This window comes from Salinispora tropica CNB-440 (assembly GCF_000016425.1).
In the GTDB taxonomy this organism is placed as follows: domain Bacteria; phylum Actinomycetota; class Actinomycetes; order Mycobacteriales; family Micromonosporaceae; genus Micromonospora; species Micromonospora tropica.
The window spans coordinates 5,090,167-5,112,397 of sequence record NC_009380.1; the positions used below are offsets into that span (position 1 = coordinate 5,090,167).

General features: G+C 70.3%; 24 protein-coding genes. 20 read left to right on the forward strand and 4 right to left on the reverse strand.

Annotated features, from left to right (window positions below; genetic code table 11):
- Positions 1-69: 69 nt before the first annotated feature.
- The 4 genes from STROP_RS22720 (at position 70) to STROP_RS22735 (ending at position 4,407) form a co-directional block, all read left to right on the forward strand.
- Complete coding sequence (locus STROP_RS22720; RefSeq protein WP_012015692.1) at positions 70-834, forward strand: ABC transporter ATP-binding protein; 765 nt, start codon at positions 70-72, stop codon at positions 832-834.
- On the forward strand, positions 819-2,501 hold the full coding sequence (locus tag STROP_RS22725) for a hypothetical protein (RefSeq protein ID WP_012015693.1): 1,683 nt from the start codon (positions 819-821) through the stop codon (positions 2,499-2,501). The genes STROP_RS22720 and STROP_RS22725 overlap by 16 nt, the downstream gene beginning before the upstream one ends.
- Before the next feature lie 96 nt (positions 2,502-2,597).
- Positions 2,598-3,170 carry an RNA polymerase sigma factor gene (locus tag STROP_RS22730; protein WP_012015694.1) on the forward strand — a complete coding sequence of 191 codons (573 nt, stop codon included), beginning with the start codon at positions 2,598-2,600 and terminating at the stop codon, positions 3,168-3,170.
- Positions 3,163-4,407 (forward strand): hypothetical protein, encoded by a 1,245-nt coding sequence (locus STROP_RS22735; RefSeq protein ID WP_012015695.1) that lies wholly within the window; start codon positions 3,163-3,165, stop codon positions 4,405-4,407. The genes STROP_RS22730 and STROP_RS22735 overlap by 8 nt, the downstream gene beginning before the upstream one ends.
- Before the next feature lie 100 nt (positions 4,408-4,507).
- Here the strand turns inward: STROP_RS22735 and STROP_RS24405 are convergent, their stop codons facing one another.
- The gene (locus tag STROP_RS24405; protein WP_012015696.1) at positions 4,508-4,696 is read right to left on the reverse strand and encodes a DUF397 domain-containing protein; all 189 of its coding nucleotides are present in this window, start codon (positions 4,694-4,696) and stop codon (positions 4,508-4,510) included.
- The gene (locus STROP_RS22740) at positions 4,693-5,481 is read right to left on the reverse strand and encodes a helix-turn-helix domain-containing protein (protein WP_012015697.1); all 789 of its coding nucleotides are present in this window, start codon (positions 5,479-5,481) and stop codon (positions 4,693-4,695) included. Before STROP_RS22740 ends, STROP_RS24405 begins: the two co-directional genes overlap by 4 nt.
- Positions 5,482-5,939: 458 nt before the next feature.
- Here STROP_RS22740 and STROP_RS22745 point away from each other — a divergent pair, with 458 nt between their 5' ends.
- The 11 genes from STROP_RS22745 to STROP_RS22795 all read left to right on the forward strand — a co-directional run bounded on the left by STROP_RS22745 (position 5,940) and on the right by STROP_RS22795 (position 16,686).
- Complete coding sequence (locus STROP_RS22745; RefSeq protein ID WP_026274727.1) at positions 5,940-6,710, forward strand: flavin reductase family protein; 771 nt, start codon at positions 5,940-5,942, stop codon at positions 6,708-6,710.
- 229 nt (positions 6,711-6,939) lie between these two features.
- Positions 6,940-7,308: a DUF485 domain-containing protein gene (locus STROP_RS22750; protein ID WP_012015699.1), complete on the forward strand. Its 369-nt coding sequence runs from the start codon at positions 6,940-6,942 to the stop codon at positions 7,306-7,308.
- Entirely contained in the window at positions 7,286-8,959 is a 1,674-nt protein-coding gene (locus STROP_RS22755) for a solute symporter family protein (protein WP_012015700.1), read from the forward strand. The genes STROP_RS22750 and STROP_RS22755 overlap by 23 nt, the downstream gene beginning before the upstream one ends.
- A gap of 87 nt (positions 8,960-9,046) precedes the next feature.
- Entirely contained in the window at positions 9,047-10,024 is a 978-nt protein-coding gene (locus STROP_RS22760) for an NAD-dependent epimerase/dehydratase family protein (RefSeq protein WP_012015701.1), read from the forward strand.
- Between the two features lie 69 nt (positions 10,025-10,093).
- Positions 10,094-11,356 (forward strand): LCP family protein, encoded by a 1,263-nt coding sequence (locus STROP_RS22765; protein ID WP_012015702.1) that lies wholly within the window; start codon positions 10,094-10,096, stop codon positions 11,354-11,356.
- Positions 11,357-11,430: 74 nt separating this feature from the next.
- Entirely contained in the window at positions 11,431-12,507 is a 1,077-nt protein-coding gene (locus STROP_RS22770; protein ID WP_012015703.1) for an LCP family protein, read from the forward strand.
- A gap of 48 nt (positions 12,508-12,555) precedes the next feature.
- Positions 12,556-12,891: a rhodanese-like domain-containing protein gene (locus STROP_RS22775; protein WP_012015704.1), complete on the forward strand. Its 336-nt coding sequence runs from the start codon at positions 12,556-12,558 to the stop codon at positions 12,889-12,891.
- Positions 12,892-12,900: 9 nt separating this feature from the next.
- A complete protein-coding gene (locus STROP_RS22780) occupies positions 12,901-13,692 on the forward strand; it encodes a glycerophosphodiester phosphodiesterase (RefSeq protein WP_012015705.1) in 792 nt (263 codons plus the stop codon).
- Positions 13,693-13,745: 53 nt separating this feature from the next.
- Positions 13,746-15,203, forward strand: coding sequence for a PAS domain-containing sensor histidine kinase (locus tag STROP_RS22785; RefSeq protein WP_012015706.1), 1,458 nt, complete (start codon positions 13,746-13,748; stop codon positions 15,201-15,203).
- Between the two features lie 63 nt (positions 15,204-15,266).
- Positions 15,267-15,740: an ATP-binding protein gene (locus STROP_RS22790; protein ID WP_026274724.1), complete on the forward strand. Its 474-nt coding sequence runs from the start codon at positions 15,267-15,269 to the stop codon at positions 15,738-15,740.
- 61 nt (positions 15,741-15,801) lie between these two features.
- Positions 15,802-16,686, forward strand: coding sequence for a DUF5926 family protein (locus STROP_RS22795; RefSeq protein WP_026274723.1), 885 nt, complete (start codon positions 15,802-15,804; stop codon positions 16,684-16,686).
- Between the two features lie 35 nt (positions 16,687-16,721).
- On the opposite strand, the gene STROP_RS22800 is transcribed toward STROP_RS22795, so the two are convergent.
- On the reverse strand, positions 16,722-17,981 hold the full coding sequence (locus STROP_RS22800; protein WP_012015709.1) for an arginine deiminase: 1,260 nt from the start codon (positions 17,979-17,981) through the stop codon (positions 16,722-16,724).
- A gap of 160 nt (positions 17,982-18,141) precedes the next feature.
- Here STROP_RS22800 and STROP_RS22805 point away from each other — a divergent pair, with 160 nt between their 5' ends.
- The 5 genes from STROP_RS22805 to pheA all read left to right on the forward strand — a co-directional run bounded on the left by STROP_RS22805 (position 18,142) and on the right by pheA (position 21,670).
- Entirely contained in the window at positions 18,142-18,852 is a 711-nt protein-coding gene (locus tag STROP_RS22805; protein WP_012015710.1) for a hypothetical protein, read from the forward strand.
- 225 nt (positions 18,853-19,077) lie between these two features.
- Complete coding sequence (locus STROP_RS22810; protein WP_012015711.1) at positions 19,078-19,536, forward strand: hypothetical protein; 459 nt, start codon at positions 19,078-19,080, stop codon at positions 19,534-19,536.
- A 75-nt stretch (positions 19,537-19,611) separates the two neighbouring features.
- Complete coding sequence (locus STROP_RS22815) at positions 19,612-20,016, forward strand: ACT domain-containing protein (RefSeq protein ID WP_012015712.1); 405 nt, start codon at positions 19,612-19,614, stop codon at positions 20,014-20,016.
- Positions 20,017-20,191: 175 nt separating this feature from the next.
- The gene (locus tag STROP_RS22820) at positions 20,192-20,704 is read left to right on the forward strand and encodes a hypothetical protein (protein ID WP_012015713.1); all 513 of its coding nucleotides are present in this window, start codon (positions 20,192-20,194) and stop codon (positions 20,702-20,704) included.
- Positions 20,705-20,713: 9 nt separating this feature from the next.
- A complete protein-coding gene (gene pheA, locus STROP_RS22825; protein WP_012015714.1) occupies positions 20,714-21,670 on the forward strand; it encodes a prephenate dehydratase in 957 nt (318 codons plus the stop codon).
- A gap of 18 nt (positions 21,671-21,688) precedes the next feature.
- Here pheA and STROP_RS22830 read toward each other — a convergent pair whose 3' ends face one another.
- Positions 21,689-22,033 carry a metallopeptidase family protein gene (locus tag STROP_RS22830; protein ID WP_012015715.1) on the reverse strand — a complete coding sequence of 115 codons (345 nt, stop codon included), beginning with the start codon at positions 22,031-22,033 and terminating at the stop codon, positions 21,689-21,691.
- Positions 22,034-22,231 lie beyond the last annotated feature (198 nt).

The window sequence follows — 22,231 nt, forward strand, 5'->3', positions numbered from 1 at the left end:
GGTTGCACGGGTTCCTAGAGTCATCACCACGGTGGGAAGGCCGGCTGGCCACCGGTTACGGTCGTACGCATGACAGCAGAGCACCCCGCCCTCACGCTGCGCGGTCTGGTGAAGCGCTTCGACGTGAAGACGGCTGTGGCCGGCGTCGACCTGACCGTGCCGGCCGGCTCGTTCTACGGGCTACTCGGGCCCAACGGCGCCGGCAAGACCACCACGCTGTCGATGGCTGTGGGCCTGCTCCGGCCAGACGCCGGCGGTGCCTGGGTGCTCGGCCACGACGTCTGGGCCGACCCGGTACGGGCGAAGCAGCTCCTCGGCGTCATGCCCGACGGCGTACGCCTCTTCGACCGGCTCAGTGGTGCCGAGTTGCTGGCGTACCACGGCCTGTTGCGAGGCATGGATCCGACGGTGGTCGACCAGCGCGCGGCGGAGCTGCTGGACGTGCTCGCGCTCGCCGACGCGGGGCGAACCCTCGTGGTGGACTACTCGGCCGGCATGAAGAAGAAGATCGGCCTGGCCTGCGCGCTGCTGCACGGGCCCCGGCTGCTCGTGCTGGACGAGCCGTTCGAGGCGGTCGACCCGGTGTCGGCAGCGCTGATCCGAGACATTCTCGGACGGTACGTCGCCGGGGGTGGCACGGTCGTCTTCTCCAGTCACGTGATGGAGGTCGTGGAGCGGCTCTGCTCCCACGTGGCGATCCTCGCCGACGGGGCCATCAAGCGGGTCGGCACCCTGGACGAGGTCCGCGGGGAGCAGACGCTGGAGCAGGTCTTCGTGACCGTCGTCGGCGGGCGCACGGCGACCGGCGAGGAGCTGGCGTGGCTGTCGCAGTAACCGGCGCGGCGACAGTCCGGCCGGTCCGTGCCCGGCACTTCGTCCGCCTCAAGCTGCGCGTGTTGGGCAACAACTTTCGGGGCCAGGGCTGGCGGGTCGGCCTCTTCGCGCTCGGTGCGTTCGTGGCACTCTGGTGCGCCGCCTTCGGCTTCTTTCTCTTCGCTGCCCCGGGCCTCGCCGACAACGGCCAGTACGCGACGCTGCTGGCGGCCTTCGGTGGTGGGCTGGTGGTACTGGGCTGGCTCGTGCTGCCGCTGATCTTCTTCGGGGTAGACGAGACGCTGGATCCGGCCCGGTTCGCGCTGCTTCCGCTGCCCCGTCGGACGCTGGTCACCGGCCTCTTCGCGGCAGCGCTGGTCAGCGTTCCGGCGGTCGCCGTACTGCTGGCCTCCACCGGTTTGATCCTCACCGCCGGCACCTTCGGCGGATGGTCGGCCGCCCTCACACAGGCAGTCGGGGTGCTGGCCGGGCTGCTGCTCTGCGTCGCCGCTGCCCGCGCCGTCACCAGTGCCTTCGCCACGATGCTGCGCTCTCGTCGGGTCCGCGACCTGGCCGCGGTCCTGCTGGCTGGGGCCGCCGCCGTGATCGCGCCGGTGCAGCTGGCCGCCATCGCCGCGCTGCGGGACGCGGACTGGGACCGGCTCGCCGCGGTGGCGGCCGTGGTCGGCTGGACACCGCTCGGCGCGCCGTGGACGATCGGCATCGACGTCGCGCAGGGACGGGTCTGGGCCGCACCGGCGAAGCTGCTGATCACGGCACTGACCGTGGTGGCGCTGCTGGCCTGGTGGTCTCGCTCGCTGGAGTCGGCGATGGTCGGCACCGTGAGCAGCGGCCGGGCGTCGACCCGGCCGAGTGCGACCGGCACCGCCGTCACACAGCTCTTCCCTCGCCTGCTGAGCTGGCTCCCCCGGGGCCGCTTCGGCGCGCTGGTGGCACGGGAGGCGCGGTACTGGTGGCGGGACGCCCGCCGGCGGGCAAACCTGATCACACTGGCCGTGGTCGGCCTGTTCGTCCCGGTCATGCTGAATGTCGGCAGCGCCGGTCTCACCGGGGACACCGGCGGGGGCGCCCCGGAAACCTCGTCCCCGGTCTTGGTCAGTCTCTCGATGGTCTTCGTCGGGGTGCTCGCCGCCGTCACCCTGGCCAACCAGTTCGGCTTCGACGGCAGCGCGTACGCGGCGCACGTGGTCGTGGGGGTGCCGGGCGCGGTGGAGCTGCGGGCCCGGATGGCGGCGTTCTCGCTCTACCTCCTACCCCTGGTGGTGATCATCTCCGGGGTGCTCGCCCTGCTCTTGGGTCGGCCGGGTTGGATCGGTCTCACAGCGGGGAGCCTGCTCGCCACCTACGGTGCCGGGCTCGCGGTCAACACCCTGCTGTCGGTGCTCGGGGCGTATTCGCTGCCCGAGACGAGCAACCCGTTCGCGTTGAACAGCGGCGCCGGGGTGGCCCGCAGCTCCCTGGCCATCCTGTCCATGCTCGCCTCGGCGGTCGCGGTGCTCCCGATGGTGGTGGCCGCCGCGCTGCTCGGTGATATCTGGCTCTGGCTGGCCCTGCCGGTCGGCACGGCGTACGGGCTGGGTGCGGCGCTGCTCGGCGCTCACCTGGCCGGCGACGTGCTGGACCACCGCCAGCCCGAACTCCTGACAACCGTCACGCCCCGCCGCTGAGAACTCAGGCTGGCTCAGCCGCAACCATCAGCGGCGGCAACGGGTCTGCTGAGTAGAGCCGCGGTCAGGCGGCCAGCCAGCAGGGGAGGCGCCAGCATGATGGTCAGGATGCACGATCCCGGTGACACCCGGGAGGAACGGTCGCCCACGCCCACGGCCACGGCGGGTGCGGATGCGGGTACGGGCGACAGCTTCGAGGAGTTCTACGCCGCTACGTTCCAACCGTTGCTGCTGCAGCTGTACGCCTACACCGCCGACATCGACCAAGCCCGCGACGCGGTCCAGGAGGCATTCAGCCGGGCCTGGCCCCGCTGGAACAAACTGGTCCACTACGACCGCCCAACAGCCTGGATCCGCACTGTCGCGATGAACGTCGCACGCAACCGCTGGCGCCGGCTACGCGCCGCCCGCGCCCACGCCCGGTTCCGCCGCGACGACGTCATCGAAGGACCGAGCCCCGACCGGGTAGCGCTGGCCCGCGCACTCGCCACGCTGCCCGAAAAGCAGCGCCGGGTGATCGTGCTCTTCCACGTGGCCGATCTCAGCATCACCGAGATCGCCGAGCAGGAAGGAGCCGCCACCGGCACTGTGAAGTCCTGGCTACACCGGGGCCGCACCGCACTCGCCGTCGCACTCTCCGACTCGGGGACGGAGGAGACCAATGCCTGAGCACGACGACACCCCAAACCTGGACGACATCTTCACCGCATACACCACCGGCGGCCCCCTGGCAGCCCCCGCCGGCGCCGCCGCCGCACAGCACGTCGCCCGCCGCCGCCGAACCACGCGCATCGTCGCCGCCAGCGTCCTAGCCGTGGCGATCCTCGCCGCAACCCCAGCGATCGCATCAACCTGGACCGACCAGAACCCACCCGCACTACCAGCGGACACCCCGACCGCTCCGGTTCCCTCCAGCTCCCCCACCTCGTCAGCCTCCCCAACCCTGTCGGCCACGCCCAGCGCACCACCGCCGGACGGCCAGATCGGGAAGACGGAGCTCGGTAACGCCGTTCTCGAGCTTCCCGCCTGGCCCGACTACCTGAAGGAACACTGCCCGGCAGGACAGGTGAAGTTCTCCGACGGCACCGCCCAACTCGCGCCCAACTCGGAACTCCAGGTCAACATCCTCGACGTCGTCCACGATGACCTCGACCGGGACGGAGCGCAGGAGACGGCCGCACTGATCAACTGCACCGGAGTCGAGATGGGCGAGTCACGGGTCCTCGCTTTCGACCGGAACGCCTCCGACACCATCGTGACGATGGGTCTGGTGACCGGGCACGTCGGCGACATCGCCTGGATTAGGGGGATCCGCGTGAAGGACACCTTCGTCGAGGTGGAGGTCCTGGACGCGGCCGGCGAAGGAATCGTGGAGGGGTTCGCGCAGTCGCAGTGGCGGACCTACTCCTGGTCGGGCGAGAGCTTCTACCAGTCGAGCGGGCCGAGCACGTTCCGGCCGAACCCGCGAGTCACCGACCTCTCCATCAGTGGGGGTGACACTCGGCTCGTGCCGGATGGTGCGAACACGGCGTCTGGGACGCTGCGCCTGACCGTCCGCAACAAAGGGCCGCGGCAGGCCAGCGATCCCTATCTGACGGTGGATCTGCCGACCGGGGTCACGGTCACCTCGCTACCCGCAACGTGCGAGACATCGAAAACCCCCAACGGAACGCGCTACCTGTGCTGGCTGCCGGCACTGGCGGCGGGCGCCGACACCGTTGTCGACCTTCCACTGTCCGCGCCGCAGTCCGCGCTCGACGGCGCGCAGCCCGGCAAGTGGAAGGCCACCATCGTCTGGGGCCACACCGGAACGGAAAGCGGAGACGGCAAAGGCTGGCCCTACCCGGAGCCGGACGGCGCCGAGGACGACAACTCAGCGAACGGGAATCTCCTGCTGGCACCCTGATCAACGCTCGAAGCCGCTCGGCGACCGCACATTTCGGTCGCCGGGCGTCCTGTCCCGGTCACCCGGCCACCGCACCGGAAGCCCGGTGAACCGCGGCCGATCAGCGGGGACGAGCAGCGGCGATGAACATGCGCCAAGACTCGGGGCCGAACGTCAGCGCAGGGCCAGACCGGTCCTTGCTGTCTCGCACCAACACCACCCCGGCCAGATTGTCCGCCACCTCGACACAGTTGCCCCCGGTATCCCCAGAGCGGGTTGACGTGCGCCAGCGCGGTTCAACAGCAGTCATGACGTCACCTTCAGCTTTCGAATCATGTCCAGCGAAGTGCTTGTGGACAACGCCTCGCCCAGCACGCTATCCCACTTGCGGTTGATGAAACGGACCGTCTCAGGGTCGTTGACCACGTGCCCGCGGGCAGCATTTTCCAGATAGATCGCTTGTTCGCCGTCGGTCAGCTCGACCAACACAAAGCCCCCGGACAGGCCGACATGCTCGCCGACGCTGAGTGGCACCACATGCAGCCGGAGTTGCGGCAGCTCGGCCACCTCCAGCAGCCGGTCAAGCTGCACGTCAAGCACAGCCTGGCCACCGACCGGTCGACGAATCGCCATCTCGTCCATCAGGAAGACCACCTGCGACAACGGAGGATCCCGGTACAGCAGTCGCTGGCGCTCCATGCGGATGGCGACCAGCTCGTCTACTGCGGCAGGTTGCTGTAGCCCACCAGCCGAAATTACCGCGCGGGCGTACTCCTCAGTCTGAAGCATGCCCGGCACCAGACACGGTTCAAAGGCGCGCAACCGGGTCGACTGCTGCTCGTAGCCCCGCCACGCCACGAACCAGGAGGGGCCTCGCTCCTGGTCGGCTTCCTTGAGTAGCTCGGCTAGGAGGCCACCTGTGTCCAGCACATCATCTGCGGCGACCGCCAACTCCATGGTCGGACGACGTCGGCCTGTCTCGATGGCGGCGATCAAGGACGGGCTCCACTTGATCATCACTGCCAGCCCCTCTTGAGAAACGTTGGCAGCGGCCCGGGCGGCCTTCAGCGCCCGGATCCACATCTCGAACTTCATCGCTCACCTACCTGGTAAGTACGTGACCGCGCTCTGTAGTAAGCACTGGCATCCTCCCCTGCCCCGGCCGCTGAGTCCAGGGTGGAAGCTGCGCGGACCGGCTGGTGGAGGCGACGACCCGGTGGCCGGTCCTGCGTCGGGTCGCCCCGGTCACTCCCGGTCGGGGCGACCCCCGATCAGGAGGAGGCACCCATGCTCACACTGTTCCGACGCAACGTGCGGTCGTACCGAGGCAGGGGCCGGCCGGCGGCACCCAGCCCGCGAGGCACGACGGCGGTGGGACGGGTGCCAGCCCCGCCACGGCAGCCACCGGCGTGGGCCAGCTGGCCGACGGTGGCGTCGCCCCGACCGGGCCGAGCCGGCTGGCTGACCCCGGCGCAGACCTGGCGGGCCAACGGTGGCCGCTGGTGAGCGGAGCGCGGCCTCCAGTGGCGCGCCGGGGCGTGCCGCACGTGCCGATGCGTCCGCTCTGGCGGTGCCGGGCGTGTGGCGCCCCCTGGCCCTGCCAGCCCGCCCGGCTCGCGTTGTTGGCGGAGTACCGGCACGATCGGCCGGCGCTCCTCGTATACCTGGGAACGGTGCTGGCGGAGGCGGCAACGCAACTCGCGCCGCTGCACTGGAATGAGACGCCGGGCGGGCTGCGGGAACGCTTCGTCGGCTGGGCGCGGGCCGGGGACGGCAGAATGTTCCACGTGAATCATGAGCCGGGTGCCGACATCCACCACACCGATCCGTTCGCCGTTCCCGCCGGCCAGCGGTCCCCCGCACGCCGGCTGCGCGGTCGGCTGGCGACGCCGGTGACGCTCTGGACGGCGCCCGGACCGGCGGGGCTGACGGTGTCGTCGACGTTGGTGGCGGAGGGTGAACCGGACCGGCTGCTCGGGTTGATCGACCCAGAGTCGGAGCTGTGGGCGGCGGTCGAGGCGTCCGGTCGCTTCGCGGTCGCGCCACTCGGCCCGGCGCACCGGCAGCTCGCCGACCGGTTCGCCGGGCTCTTCCCCTCGCCCGGCGGCCTCTTCGCCACCGACGACTGGACCGACACCGAGTACGGGCCGGTGCCGTCGGACGCCGGCGGCTGGACCGGGTGCCGACTCGACAGCGCCCGGGAGTACGGCTGGGCACTGCTGGTGGAGGCCACCATCGTCGCCGTCGAGCTGGTCGAGGAGTCGGAGCCGTTGCTGCACTACCGAGGCCGGTACCGCGAGATCACCGGGGGCGGCGCGACCTGACCAGTCGGTGGTCGGCCAGATCCAGGCGATGGTCGAACGGATCCAGGCGATGGTCGACCGGGCAGGCGGAGAGCCGGCCGACCGTTCACCGGAGTGACCCAGGTCACTGAGCGCAGCTACCGCGCCGCTCGGCGCAACCGACGACCGGCATCGATCGTCGCCTTCCGGGGCGGTAGCGCATTCCCTACCGTGCGCGAAACCCCTGATACCTGAAGGTGGTGAGCCACGGATGTCCACGGAAACACCCGCGTCCACCCCGGCCGAGTCGGCGGCGGAGCGCTATCTGGCCGTGCAACGGTCGGCCGAGTTCGCCGGGTTGCGGCGCGCGTTGCGCGGCTTCGTCTTCCCGATGACCATCGCGTTCTTCCTCTGGTACGCCCTCTACGTGCTCCTGTCCGCGTACGCGCGCGACTTCATGGGCACGAAGATCATCGGCAACGTCAACGTGGCGTTGGTCTTCGGTCTGCTCCAGTTCGCCTCCACCTTCCTGATCGCCTGGCTCTACTCCCGGTACGCCGCCCGCCGGATCGATCCGGTCGCCGACCGGATCCGCGCGGAGATCGGGGAGGTGACCCATGACCACGGTCCTCGCGGCTGAGGCGGGCGACAGCACCGCCCGGAACCTGACCCTCACGCTCTTTCTCGTCTTCGTGGCGGTGACGCTGGCGATCACGGTGTGGGCCAGCCGGCAGACCAAGACCGCCACCGACTTCTACGCGGGTGGCCGCTCCTTCTCCGGCTTCCAGAACGGCATGGCGATCGGCGGCGACTACATGTCGGCGGCGTCGTTCCTCGGCATCGCCGGCCTCATCGCCCTCTACGGCTACGACGGCTTCCTCTACTCGATCGGCTTCCTGGTCGCCTGGCTGGTGGCGCTGCTGCTCGTCGCCGAGCTGCTCCGCAACTCCGGCCGCTACACGATGGCCGACGTGCTCGCCTTCCGGATGCGGCAGCGTCCGGTGCGGACGGCCGCCGCGGCCTCCACCATCACGGTGTCGATCTTCTACCTACTCGCCCAGATGGTCGGTGCGGGGGCGCTGGTCGCCCTGCTGCTCGGCATCAAGCCAGGCACGACCTTCCTCGGCCTGGACGCGGACGCCGCCAAGATCGCAACGATCATCATGGTCGGTGCGCTGATGGTCACCTACGTGACGGTGGGTGGCATGAAGGGCACCACCTATGTGCAGATTGTCAAGGCGTTCCTGCTGATGGGCGGCGCCGTCGTGATGACCCTGCTGGTGTTGGCGAAGTACAAGTTCAACCTCTCCGGCCTGCTCGGTGACGCGGCGGACGCCTCCGGCAAGGGCGCCGCCTTCCTCGAACCGGGGCTGCGCTACGGCGTCGAGACACCCGGCGACGCCTTGAAAACCTTCTACAGCAAGCTGGATCTGCTCTCTCTCGGCGTCGCACTGGTGCTGGGCACGGCCGGTCTGCCGCACATCCTCATCCGCTTCTACACCGTGCCCACGGCGAAGGCCGCCCGGAAGAGTGTCCTCTGGGCAATCGGCATCATCGGCACCTTCTACCTACTCACGCTCGCCCTCGGCTTCGGCGCCGCGGCGCTGGTGGGAAGCGAGGCGATCACCGCGCAGGACCGGGCGGGGAACACCGCCGCGCCGCAGCTGGCCGAGGCGTTGGGGGTGGACTTCCTCGGTGGAGAACTGGGCGGCGCGACGCTACTGGCGGTCATCGCGGCGGTTGCCTTCGCGACCATCCTGGCGGTCGTCGCCGGCCTGACCCTGGCCTCCTCGTCCAGCCTGGCGCACGACTTCTACGCCAACGTGGTCAAGAACGGCACGGCGTCCGAGCGGCAGGAGGTTGCCGTGGCGCGGATCTCCGCCCTGGTGATCGGCGCGATCTCGATCGTTCTCTCCATCTTCGCGCAGAACCTGAACGTCGCCTTCCTGGTCGCCCTCGCCTTCGCGGTGGCCGCGTCGGGCAACCTGCCGGCGATCCTCTACAGCCTCTTCTGGCGGCGGTTCAACACCAGCGGCGCAGTCTGGGCCATCTACGGCGGCCTCTTCGCCGCGGTCTTTCTGGTGTTCTTCTCCCCGGTCGTCTCCGGGTCGCCGACCGCGATGTTCCCCGACCAGGACTGGCAGTGGTTCCCGCTGTCCAACCCGGGCCTGCTCTCCATCCCGTTCGGCTTCCTCTGCGGCTGGTTCGGGACGGTGATCTCCAAGGAACGCGACGATCAGCGCTACGCCGAGTTGGAGGTTCGCTCCCTCACCGGCGCGGGCGCGCACTGAGGTATCCCGGGGGGGGCCGGGGCGTCGACGCCCCGGCCCGCCCCTTCCGCGCCGGGCGCGAACCGGTCGCTCGGTAGGCTGGCCGCCATGAAGGTTGTGCAACGCTTCGGCCCCGGTCACCGCATCCTCGTCACCGGTGGGGCAGGCTTCGTGCCCTCACACCTGGTTGACGCCCTCCTCGCCCGTGGCTGCACGGTCGTGGCGGTGGACAACTTCGTGACCGGCGCCAAGGAGAACGTCGCCCACCTGGCGGAGACGTCGACCTTCACGCTTGTCGAGGCGGACATCTCCGACGGTCTGCCCGAGCACCACCCCGCGCTCGCCGAGCGGTTCGACGCCATTCTGCACATGGCGTCGCCGGCCAGCCCCACCGACTTCGAGAAGCTGCCGGTGGAGATCCTCCGGGTCGGCTCGGTCGCCACCCTGCACCTGCTGGACCGGGCGGTCGCCGACGGCGCCCGGTTCCTGCTGGCCTCCACCTCCGAGGCGTACGGGGACCCGTTGGAGCACCCCCAGCGGGAGACGTACTGGGGAAACGTCAACCCGATCGGGATCCGGAGCGTCTACGACGAGTCGAAGCGGTTCGCCGAGGCGGCGACGATGGCGTACCACCGGAGCCGGGGGGCCGACGTCGCCATTGTCCGGATCTTCAACACCTACGGTCCCCGGATGCGGCCCGACGACGGCCGGGCGATCCCGACGTTCATCGCCCAGTCCCTGCGCGGCGAGCCGATCACCGTCCACGGGACCGGAGATCAGACACGCTCCATCTGCTACGTCGACGATCTGGTGCGGGGCATCCTGTTGCTGCTGGACTCGACCGAGACCGGGCCGGTCAACTGCGGGACCGAGCACGAGATGAGCATGCGCCAGCTGGCAGAGTCGATCGTGTCGCTCTGCGAGAGCAGCTCCGAGGTGACCTATGTCTCCCGCGCTGCCGATGATCCGAAGATGCGCCGACCGGATCTCACCCGCGCCCGGGAACTCCTCGACTTCGAGCCCGAAGTTACGCCCAGGGAGGGCCTGCACCGCACGATCGCGTACTTCCGCGAGCGGCTCGGGTAGCCGCTCCCGGCGGCTCGTCGCGAATTCGGGCACCACTGGCTGACAGCTTCCCGACGTACCCTGACTCGCATGTCAGCGACCACCGCCGCCGCTTACCCGCTCCCACACCTGCTTCGCAGCACCGGGCGGGCGCGGGTGGACGGCTCCTCCACCGGACGTGCCCGCCCCGCGCAGACAAACTGGTACCCCGCGCCTTCCGGACCGACCCGAGGTGGACCGGGCGGACCGGGCGGACCAGGCGGGCCGGGCGGGCCAGGTGGACCGGGCGGGCCAGGTGGACCGGGCGGGCCAGGTGGCCGTCCCGGACCGGGCCGACCGGAGCGGCGTGGCCCACGCCCTCGCTGGGGTCGGATCGCGCTGGTGGCCGGAGTCGCCGTGCTGGTCTTCGCGCTGCTCGCCGCTACCGGAGCCTGGGTCTACGCCCGTGGCCTCGACAACGATCTCGCCCGGACCAATCCGTTCCCCTCGGGGGCCACCGACGACCGGCCGGTCAAGACGGTTGACGGCGCGCTGAACATCCTTCTCGTCGGCACGGACTCACGGGATCCGGACGCGCCGATGGACCAACGCGGCGAGTGGCGCGCCGACACGATCATCGTGATGCACATCCCGAGTAACCACCAGGAGGCGTACCTGGTGTCGATCCCCCGTGACCTTTACGTGCCGATCCCGGAGAGCGCGAGCGCCGACTGCGGCTCGGGGCAGCGGAAAAAGATCAACGCTGCTTTTGCCTTCGGTGGGCTCCCCTTGGCGGTCCGCACCGTGGAGTGCTTCACCGATGTCCGCCTCGACCATGTCATGGCGATCGACTTCGGCGGCTTCGAAGAGGTCACGGACGCGCTCGGCGGTGTTGATCTCACGGTGGAAAAGACGATCACCTCGATCCACAAGCCCTACCGGACCTTCACCGAGGGCGTCAACCACATGGACGGCGCCGAGGCGCTGGACTGGATCCGGCAGCGCAAGCAGTTCCCCCGGGGCGACTTCGACCGGATGCGGCACCAGCAGGAGTTCCTCCGCGCGTTGATGAACAAGGCGGCCAGCACCGGAACGCTCACCAACCCGGTGAAGTTGAACGACTTCCTCAAGGCCGTGACCGCCGCGGTCACCGTCGACGAGGGCTTCTCCCTGGTCGACATGGCCTTCCAGTTCCGCAACCTGCGTGGGGAGAACCTGACCTTCGTTACCAGCCCACACAACGGCAGCCAGACCATCAACGGTGAGTCGGTCGTGGTCTCCGACCGGGAGCAGGCGCTCGCGATGTACCAGGCCATCTCTGCGGACAGCATGGCCGACTGGGTAGCGGCGAACGAGAACGACGCCGGCAGCTGATCCCCCGTTCGGGGCCGACGAGATCGGGATCCGGCGAACGGACCCGCCGGTGACCCGCCGGACCGTAACCTGACGTGAGAATCACTCACAGACGGTGGCGGGGAGGAACCACGTCCAGGTCGAAGGGCGGACGGGAGCGGGCCGACGCGGGCGTCCGGCGCGGACGACCACGCTGGGCCCGCCTCCTACTCGGCCTCGGCCTCGCGCTGGTACTCCTGGCCGGCCTCGCCGCCGTCGGCCTCCACCGGCTCACCCAGCGGTACGACAAGATGGTGACCCGGGAAGAACTACTCGACTCGGGCGCCCGACGAGGCCAGACGGACCTAAACGGACCGCTGAACTACCTGCTGGTCGGCACCGACCGCTGGCGGAGTAGCAGCAGCACCGCCGACCGGCGATCGGACACCATCCTCATCGTGCACGTGCCGGCCGGTGGACGTGAGGCGTTCCTGATGTCCATACCCCGAGACCTGCGGGTCACCATCCCCGCCGCCCACGGCTTCGGCGGCGGAGAAGACAAGATCAACGCCGCGTACCAGCACGGTGGCGGAGGACAGTCCGGCACCCGACTACTCTCCGCCACCATCACCCAGCTCACCGACATCCGCTTCGACGGCGCCGCCGTGGTCGACTTCTCCGGCTTCCGCGACGTGATCGACCACCTCGGCGGCGTACGCATGTGCGTCGACACCGAGTTCCGCTCGATCCACACCGACCGGGTCTTCACCCCCGGCTGCCAGGAGATGGACGGCGGCACCGCGCTGGACTTCGTCCGCCAGCGTTACGACCTACCCAACGGCGACTACGACCGGCAGACCCACCAGCAGCAACTGCTCCGAGCGGTACTGCAACGCGCCTCCGAGACCTCGATCCGAAACAACCCGGTCCGCCTGGACCAGGTGATCCGAGCTGTCGGCAGCTCACTGACGGTGGACACCAACGGCGTGCCCCTGGCGGATCTGGTTCTCGCGCTACGGGACCTGCCGACGGACGCCCTACGCGGAATCCAGATGCCGTCCTACCCACAGACCATCGACCAGGTCTCGTACGTCATCCTCCAGGAAGGCGGCGGCGGGCTCTTCACCGCCGTCCAGAACCAGCGGGTGCCGCAGTGGGCCCAGGCCAACCCCCGGTGGGTCACCCAGCTCTGACCAACCGGCAACACCCACCCGGAGAGCGCGGCCCCTAAGGTGGAAGCTGTGTTCGGACCCCGCGTACCCACCGTGACCGTGCCCGAGATTACCGACGACGCGTACCTGCTCGATGTCCGTGAGGACGACGAGTGGCTCGCCGGTCACGCACCCAACGCCCACCACCTGCCGATGACCCAGCTGCCCACCCGGCTGGCCGAAGTTCCCGACAACCGCGAGGTGGCCGTCATCTGCCGGTCTGGCGGGCGCTCCGCACAGGTCGTCACCTACCTCCTGCGCAACGGCTGGGAGCAGGTACGCAACGTCGAAGGCGGAATGGGGGAATGGGCTGCCACCGGACGGCCCGTGGTCGGCGGCGACGGACAGCCCGGCAAGGTCCTGTAACCGCACGCCATGGGCCATCCCCTGGTCTTCGCCCACCGCGGCTCGTCGTACGACCTACCGGAGCACACTCTGGCCGCGTACCTGCGAGCCCTCGACGAGGGCGCCGACGGGGTGGAGTGCGACGTTCGGTTGACCCGCGATGGGCACCTCGTCTGCGTGCACGACCGTCGCCTGGACCGCACCAGCAACGGGCACGGCCCGGTCAGCACGCGGACGCTCGCCGAGTTGGAGCAGCTCGACTTCGGGTCCTGGCACCCAGGTCCCGCCGCACTGGCCGACGGCGACGAGGTACTGGACGAGTCGTACCTGCGGCTCCTCACCCTGGACCGGCTCCTGGAAGCCGTCCGCGCCGTCAGCCGGCCGGTCCGGCTGCTGATCGAGACCAAACACCCATCCCGGTACGGGCGACACGTCGAGCGACGGCTGGTCGCGCTGCTCGACCGGCACGGGCTGACCGTGCCGAGGCCCGACCACCCGCTCCAGGTCACCGTCATGTCGTTCTCGCTGCTGGCGGTGCGGCGACTCCGGATGCTGGCCCCCACGCTGCCCACCGTGCTGCTGTTGGACAGGTTGCCGCGCGGACTACGGCTGAGGCTGCCGTTCGGCATCCGGATCGCCGGCCCCGGCATCGCGCTGGTACGTGCCCGCCCCTCCCTGGTCCCCGCGCTACAGGCAGCCGGTAACCAGGTGTACGTCTGGACCGTCAACGACCCCAGCGACCTGGAGCTGGTGCTGGCCGCCGGGGTGGACGGCATCATCACCGATCGGCCGGCCCCCACGCTCACCCGACTGCACGGCTGAGCGTGGGACCAGCGGACCTGTCCCGAATCCGACCGGCGGGGCACACTCGGGGAATGCCGAGACGCACGGACTTCTCTGCTCTGATCAACGGCCACACCGCGGTGATCGAGATGATCAACTCCGGCGAGGCCGGCGTGCCGGCACTCAACCAGCTACTCCGGGTAGCCCAGGAGGCGCTGGGTGCCGCCGGGATGGCCTTCGTCGAGTTCGCCCCGACCGGCGGACGGGTGATCGTCGCCACCGGCACGGTCGAATGGGCCCTCGGCCACCCCCTGCCGGTGGACGACCCGGACGCCGTCTGCCTGCTCTCCGGACCCCGGGTCCACCAGCTCGACACCGGCCGCCTCACCGGCAGGCTCGGGACGAAGCTCACCGGCCCGGCGAGGTCACAGATGGTGGTGTCCCGCGCCGAGATCGGTGGGCAGATCGTGGGTAGCCTGCACGCCCTCTATCCCGCCGACGAGGACCAGCCGTGCCCGGACCACCAATGCGTCATGGCCTACGTCGCCTCCTGCGTCGCCCACCTCTACGGCGACCAGTGCGGACTGCCGGTGCACGTCGACGGGCCGATCGTGGCCACGCTCGCCGACGGCCTGGCCGTGGTGGACCGCGAGGCCCGCGTCCGACTCTGGAATCCCGCCGCCGCCCAGATCACCGGCCAGGCGGTCACCGACGTCCTCGGCCAGACAGTGCCGTTCCCCCTCCCGCCGCCGGGGCAGGCGCTCGACCATCGGCTGCCGGACGGTCGCTGGCTGCGGGTCACCTCGGGAGAGCTACCGGGGCCGGGAACGCTGCGCGTGGTCACCTTCCGCGACATCACCAACCGACAGCAGAACGTCACCGACCATGACCTCTTCGTCGCGGTGACCAGTCACGAGCTACGCACACCGGTGACCGTCATCAAGGGGTACGCGGACACCCTCACCGACCACTGGGAGGCGCTGACCGACGCCGACCGGCAGCTGGCCGCCCGGAAGATCGGGCAGCGCGCCAACGAACTGGCCCGTCTCGTTGACCGGCTCCTCTCCTCCACCGCCGAGGCGGGCCCCGGCGGAATGCCGCCCGCCCCGTACGACCTGGGCGACGCCCTGCGGGCGGCGGTGACCGATCTCCCCGCCGAGCTGCGGCGCCGGATCACCCTCACCGCGCCGGTCGGGCTGCCCCGGGCGCTCGGTCACCGGGCCAGTCTGGCGACGGTGGTCACCGAGCTGTGCACGAACGCCGCCAAGTACTCGCCTCCCGCCAGCCCGATCACGGTCACCGCCGGTGCCGATGGACAGACCGTCTCCGTCCGCGTCACCGACCAGGGCATCGGCATCCGTCCAGAGCATGTGGAGCGCGCGTTCGACCAGTACTGGCAGGGCGATTCCCGCGACCACCGTCGCCTTCCCGGAGCCGGGCTCGGCCTCTTTCTGGTCCGCCGAATCGTTGAACAACAAAATGGGTGGGTATCCCTCCGACCGAAGATCGGTGGCGGTACGGTCGCAGAGGTACGGCTGCCCCATGGGTGACCAAGGGTGGCGAGGCGTGAAGGGGCGACGGTATTGACGGATAGTCCCGAACGAACGTGGTGCGTGGTGGTACCCCACGACGGGGCGGGAGCGCGACAGGCGCGACACTGGCTCGCCGACGAGCTGGGTGCCGCCGTACCGGCAGCGCTGCTCGCGGATCTCGTCGTGGTCCTCGCGGAGCTGGTGGGCAACGCCGTACGGCACGCCGACCCACTGCCGGGCGGGGTGGTCCGGGTGGGGTGGTGGCTGTGCCCCACCTCGACGGGCCCGCGGATCCAGTTGCGGGTGACCGACGGTGGAGCCTCCGTCGAACCACGGATTCGGGCAATCGACCCCGACGCACCGGACGGCCGTGGCCTGCACATCGTCGCCGGGTTGTCCAGCTGCTGGGGCGTCGACCGGGATGGCCTCGGCCAGAGCGTCTGGGCCGCGTTCGAGCCGGCCGGCCAGCAGGCCGAGCCGTTCGTCGGCGACGCTTGCGACCGACCGGATCCCGGGGAGGGCTTTACCTCCAGCGACAACCTGGTGGTCGCCTGACCGGCGGGGCCGGGTGGGTCCGACCCCCACCATCCCACGCCGCCCTCTAGGCTGTCCGACCGTGAGCAAGCGTCGAAAGAGCCAGCGGGCCACGGACCCCACCAGGAAACGGGAGAAGGTTCGGGATGTCTTCGTACCCCGCCCCTTCGAGGGCCTGACCGACGAGCCGGAGTGGATTGCCCTACGCGAGCTGGTGCCGGCCGCCACCGCGCCGCTGCGCCTCGCCCCCGACCTGGTGACCGAGTTCGGCGAGCGGGACGTCCTGCTGGCCACCGTCCTGCCGGTGGCGGCACCGGCGATGGTGCAGCCAACCGGCCGGGTCCTGCTCGGCCTCCAGCGGCATCAGCAGTCCGGCGACGTCTCCCGGGACCTGGCCGAGGCGTTGCTCTGCGCACTACGTACCGAGCCCGGCCGCCAGGTCAGCGTGCCGCCGTTGCCCGGCCCGGGGCCCCGACTGCCGGACGTGCTGGTTGATGCTCCGCTGGAGATCAGCCTGCACGAGAGCTTCGAGTTCTGGCTCGACCCGGGCGCGGCCAACGATCCGACCGTGCAGGCATCGCTGGAGCGGGCCGACGCCGCGATCTACCCGACCGTGCGGCTCACCGCGGCCCGCGCGGCCTACTGGTGCCAGGTCCCGGAGAAGGCACACGTCCGGTGGGTGCTCCCCGACGACGAGGACGCCGCATTGGACACGCTGGCCCACCTCAGCGCGGCCGGCACGTTGACCTTGGGGGAGGAGACGAAGTTCGCCGGAATGTTCCGCGCGCACGGCCGCCTCGTGCCGGTTTGGGATCTTCCTGAGGAGACTCCTGCTGGCCACTGGGAGCAGCCAGTGGCGGAGTTCGCCGAACGCTACGGCGCGACCCTCGCAGCCGCCGCCCCCCTGGACGCGGCGGCCCGTCGCGCGCGGCACGGTCTCCTCGGCCGCCAGCTCACCCTCCGCTAGGTCCGCGCGGCCGGCGGAGGCCTCCCCGGCTTGCGTCAGCTCAGTGCGGTAACGCGGCCCCGCCCCTCGGCCGGCTCGGTCTCCCCGGCGAGGGGGGCGCGGAGTAGCGGGCAGGACATGCACCGGGGGCCTCCTCGCCCGGAGCCCAGCTCCGAGCCGGCGATCGGGACGACCTCAATGCCGGCTCGCTCGAGCTGCGCGTTGGTTTCCGTGTTCCGCTCGTAGCTGACGCAGAGCCGGGGCGCCAGGGCAAGGGTGTTGTTGCCGTCGTCCCACTGTTCCCGCTCGGCGGTAACCGGATCCAGGCCGGTGTCGATCACCCGGAGCTGGTCCAGGTTCATCGCATCCGCGGCGGCCCGCAGGAACGGCGCCGGCCCCTCCACCCGTGGATCATCGCCGTCCGTCCCGGCGATCACCGTGTACGCGACGAGCGCGCTGGCGATGTTCGGGTACATCAGCACAGTGTCGGCGTCCACCATCGTGCAGACGGTGTCGAGATGCATGGTGGCCCGCTCCTGGGCGATCGGCACGACCAGGATGGTGTGGGCCAGGTCCGCGGCGAAGACCTGGCGGGCAAGTCGCTCGGCACCCGCCGGCGTGGTCCGCTCGCCTACCCCGACCGCCAGCACTCCGGGGGCGAGTAGCAGCACGTCCCCGCCCTCCAGATGCTCCATCCCCGGGCGGTACGCGAACTCGGTGCCGGCGAAACGTGGATGGTGACGGTAGATGGCGTCGGTCAGCGTGCTCTCCCGCCGGCGGGCGGGCATAGCCAGGCTGGTGACGGCGGCCCGGCCGCCGATCCAGACCGAGGAGTCGCGGGTGAAGAGCAGGTTCGGCAGCGGGTCGATGACGAAGTCGTGCCGGTCCATCAGCTGGTAGACCAGGCCACCGGGGCGCTCCCGGCTGATCCGCAGTTCCTCGTGGGCGAGGCCGGCGATGAGGACACTGGCCAACGTGGCCGGGTCGAGGTAGGCGAGGTGGTCGGCGACCCGGGCGCGTAGCTGGTCGCCGAGCCGGGGCGAGCGCAGCACCTGCTCGGTCAGCTCACCCCGAGCGTCGTCGCTGGCGAGGGTCTCGGTGAGCAGCTCTGCCAGGTGGAGCACCTCCACGCCGCGCTCGCGCAGTGCCGCGGCGAACGCGTCGTGCTCCTCCTGCGCGCGGCTGACCCAGGGGATGGCGTCGAAGAGCAGCGAACCGCTGTTCCGGGGGGTGAGCCGGGCCAGCTCGGGCCCGGGACGGTGCAGCATGACCGTGCCGAGGCGACCAACCTCACTGTCCACGTAGTGGCTCACCATCGCAGCCTAGAGCCTCGGGTCTCGGCATCCGGCAAAACAACGATGGATGAACGTGGCATTCATCCGCAGTCACTCCGGCGCTCCAACTTGCCGAGTCGGGGGAGTAGCAACGTAGGGTAGCGGGGACATAACTTCGAGGGACCTTTTGCCGGAGGTCGCGATGACTGTCTACCCTGCTCGCCGAGCCGCACCCTCCGCCCGGGCGCTGCCGCCCATGGCGGTGCCGCACCCCCGGGTGGAGAACCCGGGTGCTCTCGCACCACCCAGCTCCTCTCCCCTTGAATGGGCCCGTCGTCGACGGGCCGAGCGGGGAGCCCGGCGGCTGGAGGCGGCCGGAGCACGGGCTCTGGGCCGGCTCGACCAACTCGGTCCAGCCTGGCACGTGATCGAATGGCCACGCACCGACCCGATTGACCTGCTCCACGACGATGCCGACGGCGAACGCGCCGGCTTCCTCGCGATCGGCCCAAGCGGGCTCTACGCGGTCACCATCGTCGACCATGGCCGGGCCCGGGTGATGGTGGCCGGTGAGGTCGTGCAGATCAACGGCAAGCGTCCGGCCTACGTGGCAGAGGCCCGTAAGGACGCCAAGCGGGCGAGCAAGGCCCTCAGCAGCGCGGTCGGGCTACCAATCCCGGTGACGCCGGTGCTGACGTTCGTCGGCTCCGGCGTCATCAGCGTGTACGGCCTCCCAGAGGACTGTCTGATGGCTACCCACCGGGAACTGGACCGGCTCCTCGTCGCCGCCGGGAACCGAATCAGCCCGGAAACCGCGGCCAAGCTGTCCCGGGTCGCGCAGCACCCGGGCACCTGGCGCAACGGCAGCTATCGCCCGGCGGCCGACTACCGGTGGTATGGCGACGGAAGCTGACAAGCCGGTGCGCCGGCGGTACCGTCGGTGGGGACGAAGCGCGGCCCGGGTGCGATCGACGCCCGTCAGCCGCGCCGCCGTCGGCCCACTCTCTGCCGCCCTTCCCACCAGGTAGGACACGGCCCAGATCACCGCCAGCGAGCTGGCGATTGCCGGCGCGGTCAGCGGAGATACGTTGGGTCACGCTAGCGTGGACAGACTGTCTCGGTTTACTTAGGAGGTGCGGTGGCCCACGTCGAACTCTCGCTCTCAGAAGTCCGCGTGCCGGCGGTAGGGGCACCGGCGGAGCAGGAGTACGACAACGTCACCTCCTGGTCCGTGACCGTCTCCCGGGCCGACGAACCCTGCGTGCTCATCGCTGCGGACACTCGCGTGGTCGCCGTCTCTGCCTCCGGCTCCCAGCTGCTTTTCGTCGGCGACTGTCTGGACATGATCGGGCATCCGCTACTCGACGGTAGCCTGCGGTTACTCGACTTCACCGCCAACCGGGGCGAGCTGACCGAACCGGAACTCGACAAGATCCCACCGCTACTCGCCATCACCTCCGGTCGCCTGGCCCGCGGGCTACTCCGGATCAAAGGGGTGTCGGCGGGCGCACCAGACGCCACCGTTGACGCCATCTCCACCCCGGTTCACCGCGCCGGCGTAGTCGTCGGTTCACTCACATTCTTCTCCGAGGTCTGACCCCGGGCACGGCATGTGGCGTGCGCCGCACGCCGTGTGCTGGGTAGGAACCATCCGAGGCCGTAAGGTGCCCTCATGCTGGATATCGCTCTGCTGCCGGGTGATTACGCTGTCTGCCGTCTGGCAGCCGGCTCTGCCCTGCCGCCCAGCCTGTCGGGCGGGCTGAGCGACGATGACGTGGTCACGGTGAGCTGGACCACCGACGGCGTGTCGGTGATCTGTCCCGCAGCACGCGCACCGGCACAGACCGAGACCACCTGGCGTTGCCTACGCATGGTCGGCCCCTCTGACCTCGCGCTCTCCACCGGCCTGGCTGCCCTCATCGACCCGCTGGCCGAGGCCCGCGTCTCCGTGGTCGCCTTCTCCACCCACGACACCGACTATCTGCTGGTCCCGGCTGTCCGCCTCGATCAGGCCGTCGCGGCGCTCGACCGGGCCGGGCACCGCGTCCGCACCCAGCCAGGGCCGATGTCGCGTTGACCTCGGGCGAGACCAGATCCTGCTAAGGCTTCACCAGACCAGCGGACGCTCCTACGATGGGTTTCCCATCCGCCTGCGCTAATCCATGTCGATGTGAGGAGCGTCCGTGCCGTCCGGCCCGCCCCGCCCCGCTGCTCCCGCTTCGACCGCCCACCGGCCCCGGAGCGGATCGCCGATGTGGCGTGGCCGGTCGAAGACCCCGGCAGCGACCGTGGCCGGGCTCGTGGCGGCGCTGCTCACGTTGGGCTGCGGCACCCCGCCCGAGCTGCGGGATGCCCAGCCGAGCCGAACAGCCCGGTCCACCTCGGCCACCCCGACCGACACCTCGACCACCGCTGCGGCGCCGCCTCCAACCAGGGCGCCGACCCCGACGGCCAGCAGCACACCGGTCGCCGTCCGGTGCCCCGCCGGTCCGTCCAGCCAGCAGGTGACCGCCCTGGTACGCGGACAGGACCTGCTCCCCGCCGACGCCGAGGTACGGGTACAGACCGGGCCGCTCTGCGCCGACGACTGGCACTACACCGTCCTCGCCGTCACCGGCTACGAACCACTCCAGGTCGTCAGCCGGGGTTCCGGCACCACACCACGCCTGGTCACCGCCGGCACCGATGTCTGCACAGCGGAGGTACGCGTCACCTCCCCGACCGGCATCCGGACCCTGGCCTGCGACGCCGGCTCGGGTACGTAGGCTGTCGCCATGCCGGGAACACCGCCGATCCGCTTCGTCTACCTCGGGCCCGAGGGCACCTTCGCCGAGCAGGCGCTGCGGACCATCCCCGCGGCCGGGCGGGCCAGCCGGACGCCCGCCCGCAGCGTCGGCGAGGCGCTGGAGAGCGTACGCGTAGGGGCCGCGGACGCGGCGCTGGTGCCGCTGGAGAACTCCATCGGCGGCGCGGTCGGGGTGACGCTGGACGAGGTGGCCGAGGGCGAGCCGTTGGTGATCACGCGAGAGGTGATCCTGCCGGTCGAGTTCGTGCTCGCCACCCGTCCCGGCGGGCACCTCGGTGCGGTGCGCAGTGTGGCCGCTCATCCCCAGGCATCGACCCAGTGTCGGGCCTGGCTGCACGCTCACCTGCCCGACGCGGTGGTGGTCGACGTGCTCTCCAACGGCGCGGCGGCGGTCGGGGCCGCGACCGGCGAGTTCGACGCGGCGATCTGCGCCCCGATCGGCGCGGCCCGACACCGGCTCACGGTACTGGCCGACAAGATCGCCGACCACCCGGACGCGGTGACCCGGTTCGCGCTCTTCTCCCGGCCGGGACCGCCGCCGCTGCCCAGCGGGGACGACGTGACGTCGCTGGCGGTCTACATCGCCCACGACCGGGTGGGCGCGCTGCTCTCCGTGCTGATGGAACTGGCCGTGCGTGGGGTCAACCTGACCCGTATCGAGTCCCGGCCAACCGGCGAGGCACTCGGACGGTACGTGTTCTTCCTGGACTGCACCGGTCACCTGGCCGATGCCCGGCTCGGCGAGGCGCTACAGGGACTACGTCGGGTCTGCGCCCGGGTGCGTTTCCTCGGGTCGTATCCCCGGCACCGCTGGACCGGCGGCGGAAGTGAACGGCCGACCCCTACTCCATCGGGGCCGGTCGACACCGATTATGTTGACGCCGCCGCCTGGTTGGCCCGGCTACGTAGCGGGGACCTCAGCTGAGACCAGTCGCCGGGCGGCTCAACCCCAGCCCAACTCGTGTAGACGGTCGTCGTCAATGCCGAAGTGGTGGGCGATCTCGTGCACGACCGTGATCGCCACCTCCTCGACCACCTCCTCCTCGGTGTCGCAGATACGCAGGATCGGGTTGCGGTAGATCAGGATGCGGTCGGGTAGCACTCCCGAGTAGTCCCAGCCGCGGTCGGTCAGGGCGTGCCCCTCGTACAGGCCGAGTAGCTCCTCGCCGGGGGGTGGGGCGTCCTCGACCAGGATGACCACGTTGCTCATCAGGCTGAGCAACTCCTCGGGTACCTCGTCGAGCGCGTCACCAACCAGCTCCTCGAACCGCTCCCGGTTCATCTCCATGGCCACTGCCCTATTCTGCCGGTACCCGAGGTTCCGGAGGGGAGCCCCGCCCCGGCCGGCGAGCCAGCCGGTGGGCGGGCGGGCGGCGGCCGGTGGGCGGGCAGCGGCCGGTGGGCGGGCGGGCGCGATTTGTCCGGCCCCGACAGCTGGTTGGTTGTGCCATGATGCGGCTCAGAATCGTCGATCCGAAAGGTTCCC

Coding starts and splice junctions, on each gene's coding strand:
- STROP_RS22720 (WP_012015692.1), top strand. CDS start 70: ATGACAGCAGAGCACCCCGCCCTCACGCTGCGCGGTCTGGTGAAGCGC.
- STROP_RS22730 (WP_012015694.1), top strand. CDS start 2,598: ATGATGGTCAGGATGCACGATCCCGGTGACACCCGGGAGGAACGGTCG.
- STROP_RS22735 (WP_012015695.1), top strand. CDS start 3,163: ATGCCTGAGCACGACGACACCCCAAACCTGGACGACATCTTCACCGCA.
- STROP_RS24405 (WP_012015696.1), bottom strand. CDS start 4,696: ATGACTGCTGTTGAACCGCGCTGGCGCACGTCAACCCGCTCTGGGGAT.
- STROP_RS22740 (WP_012015697.1), bottom strand. CDS start 5,481: ATGAAGTTCGAGATGTGGATCCGGGCGCTGAAGGCCGCCCGGGCCGCT.
- STROP_RS22745 (WP_026274727.1), top strand. CDS start 5,940: ATGCGTCCGCTCTGGCGGTGCCGGGCGTGTGGCGCCCCCTGGCCCTGC.
- STROP_RS22750 (WP_012015699.1), top strand. CDS start 6,940: ATGTCCACGGAAACACCCGCGTCCACCCCGGCCGAGTCGGCGGCGGAG.
- STROP_RS22755 (WP_012015700.1), top strand. CDS start 7,286: ATGACCACGGTCCTCGCGGCTGAGGCGGGCGACAGCACCGCCCGGAAC.
- STROP_RS22760 (WP_012015701.1), top strand. CDS start 9,047: ATGAAGGTTGTGCAACGCTTCGGCCCCGGTCACCGCATCCTCGTCACC.
- STROP_RS22765 (WP_012015702.1), top strand. CDS start 10,094: ATGTCAGCGACCACCGCCGCCGCTTACCCGCTCCCACACCTGCTTCGC.
- STROP_RS22780 (WP_012015705.1), top strand. CDS start 12,901: ATGGGCCATCCCCTGGTCTTCGCCCACCGCGGCTCGTCGTACGACCTA.
- STROP_RS22785 (WP_012015706.1), top strand. CDS start 13,746: ATGCCGAGACGCACGGACTTCTCTGCTCTGATCAACGGCCACACCGCG.
- STROP_RS22800 (WP_012015709.1), bottom strand. CDS start 17,981: ATGGTGAGCCACTACGTGGACAGTGAGGTTGGTCGCCTCGGCACGGTC.
- STROP_RS22805 (WP_012015710.1), top strand. CDS start 18,142: ATGACTGTCTACCCTGCTCGCCGAGCCGCACCCTCCGCCCGGGCGCTG.
- STROP_RS22815 (WP_012015712.1), top strand. CDS start 19,612: ATGCTGGATATCGCTCTGCTGCCGGGTGATTACGCTGTCTGCCGTCTG.
- STROP_RS22820 (WP_012015713.1), top strand. CDS start 20,192: ATGTGGCGTGGCCGGTCGAAGACCCCGGCAGCGACCGTGGCCGGGCTC.
- pheA (WP_012015714.1), top strand. CDS start 20,714: ATGCCGGGAACACCGCCGATCCGCTTCGTCTACCTCGGGCCCGAGGGC.
- STROP_RS22830 (WP_012015715.1), bottom strand. CDS start 22,033: ATGGAGATGAACCGGGAGCGGTTCGAGGAGCTGGTTGGTGACGCGCTC.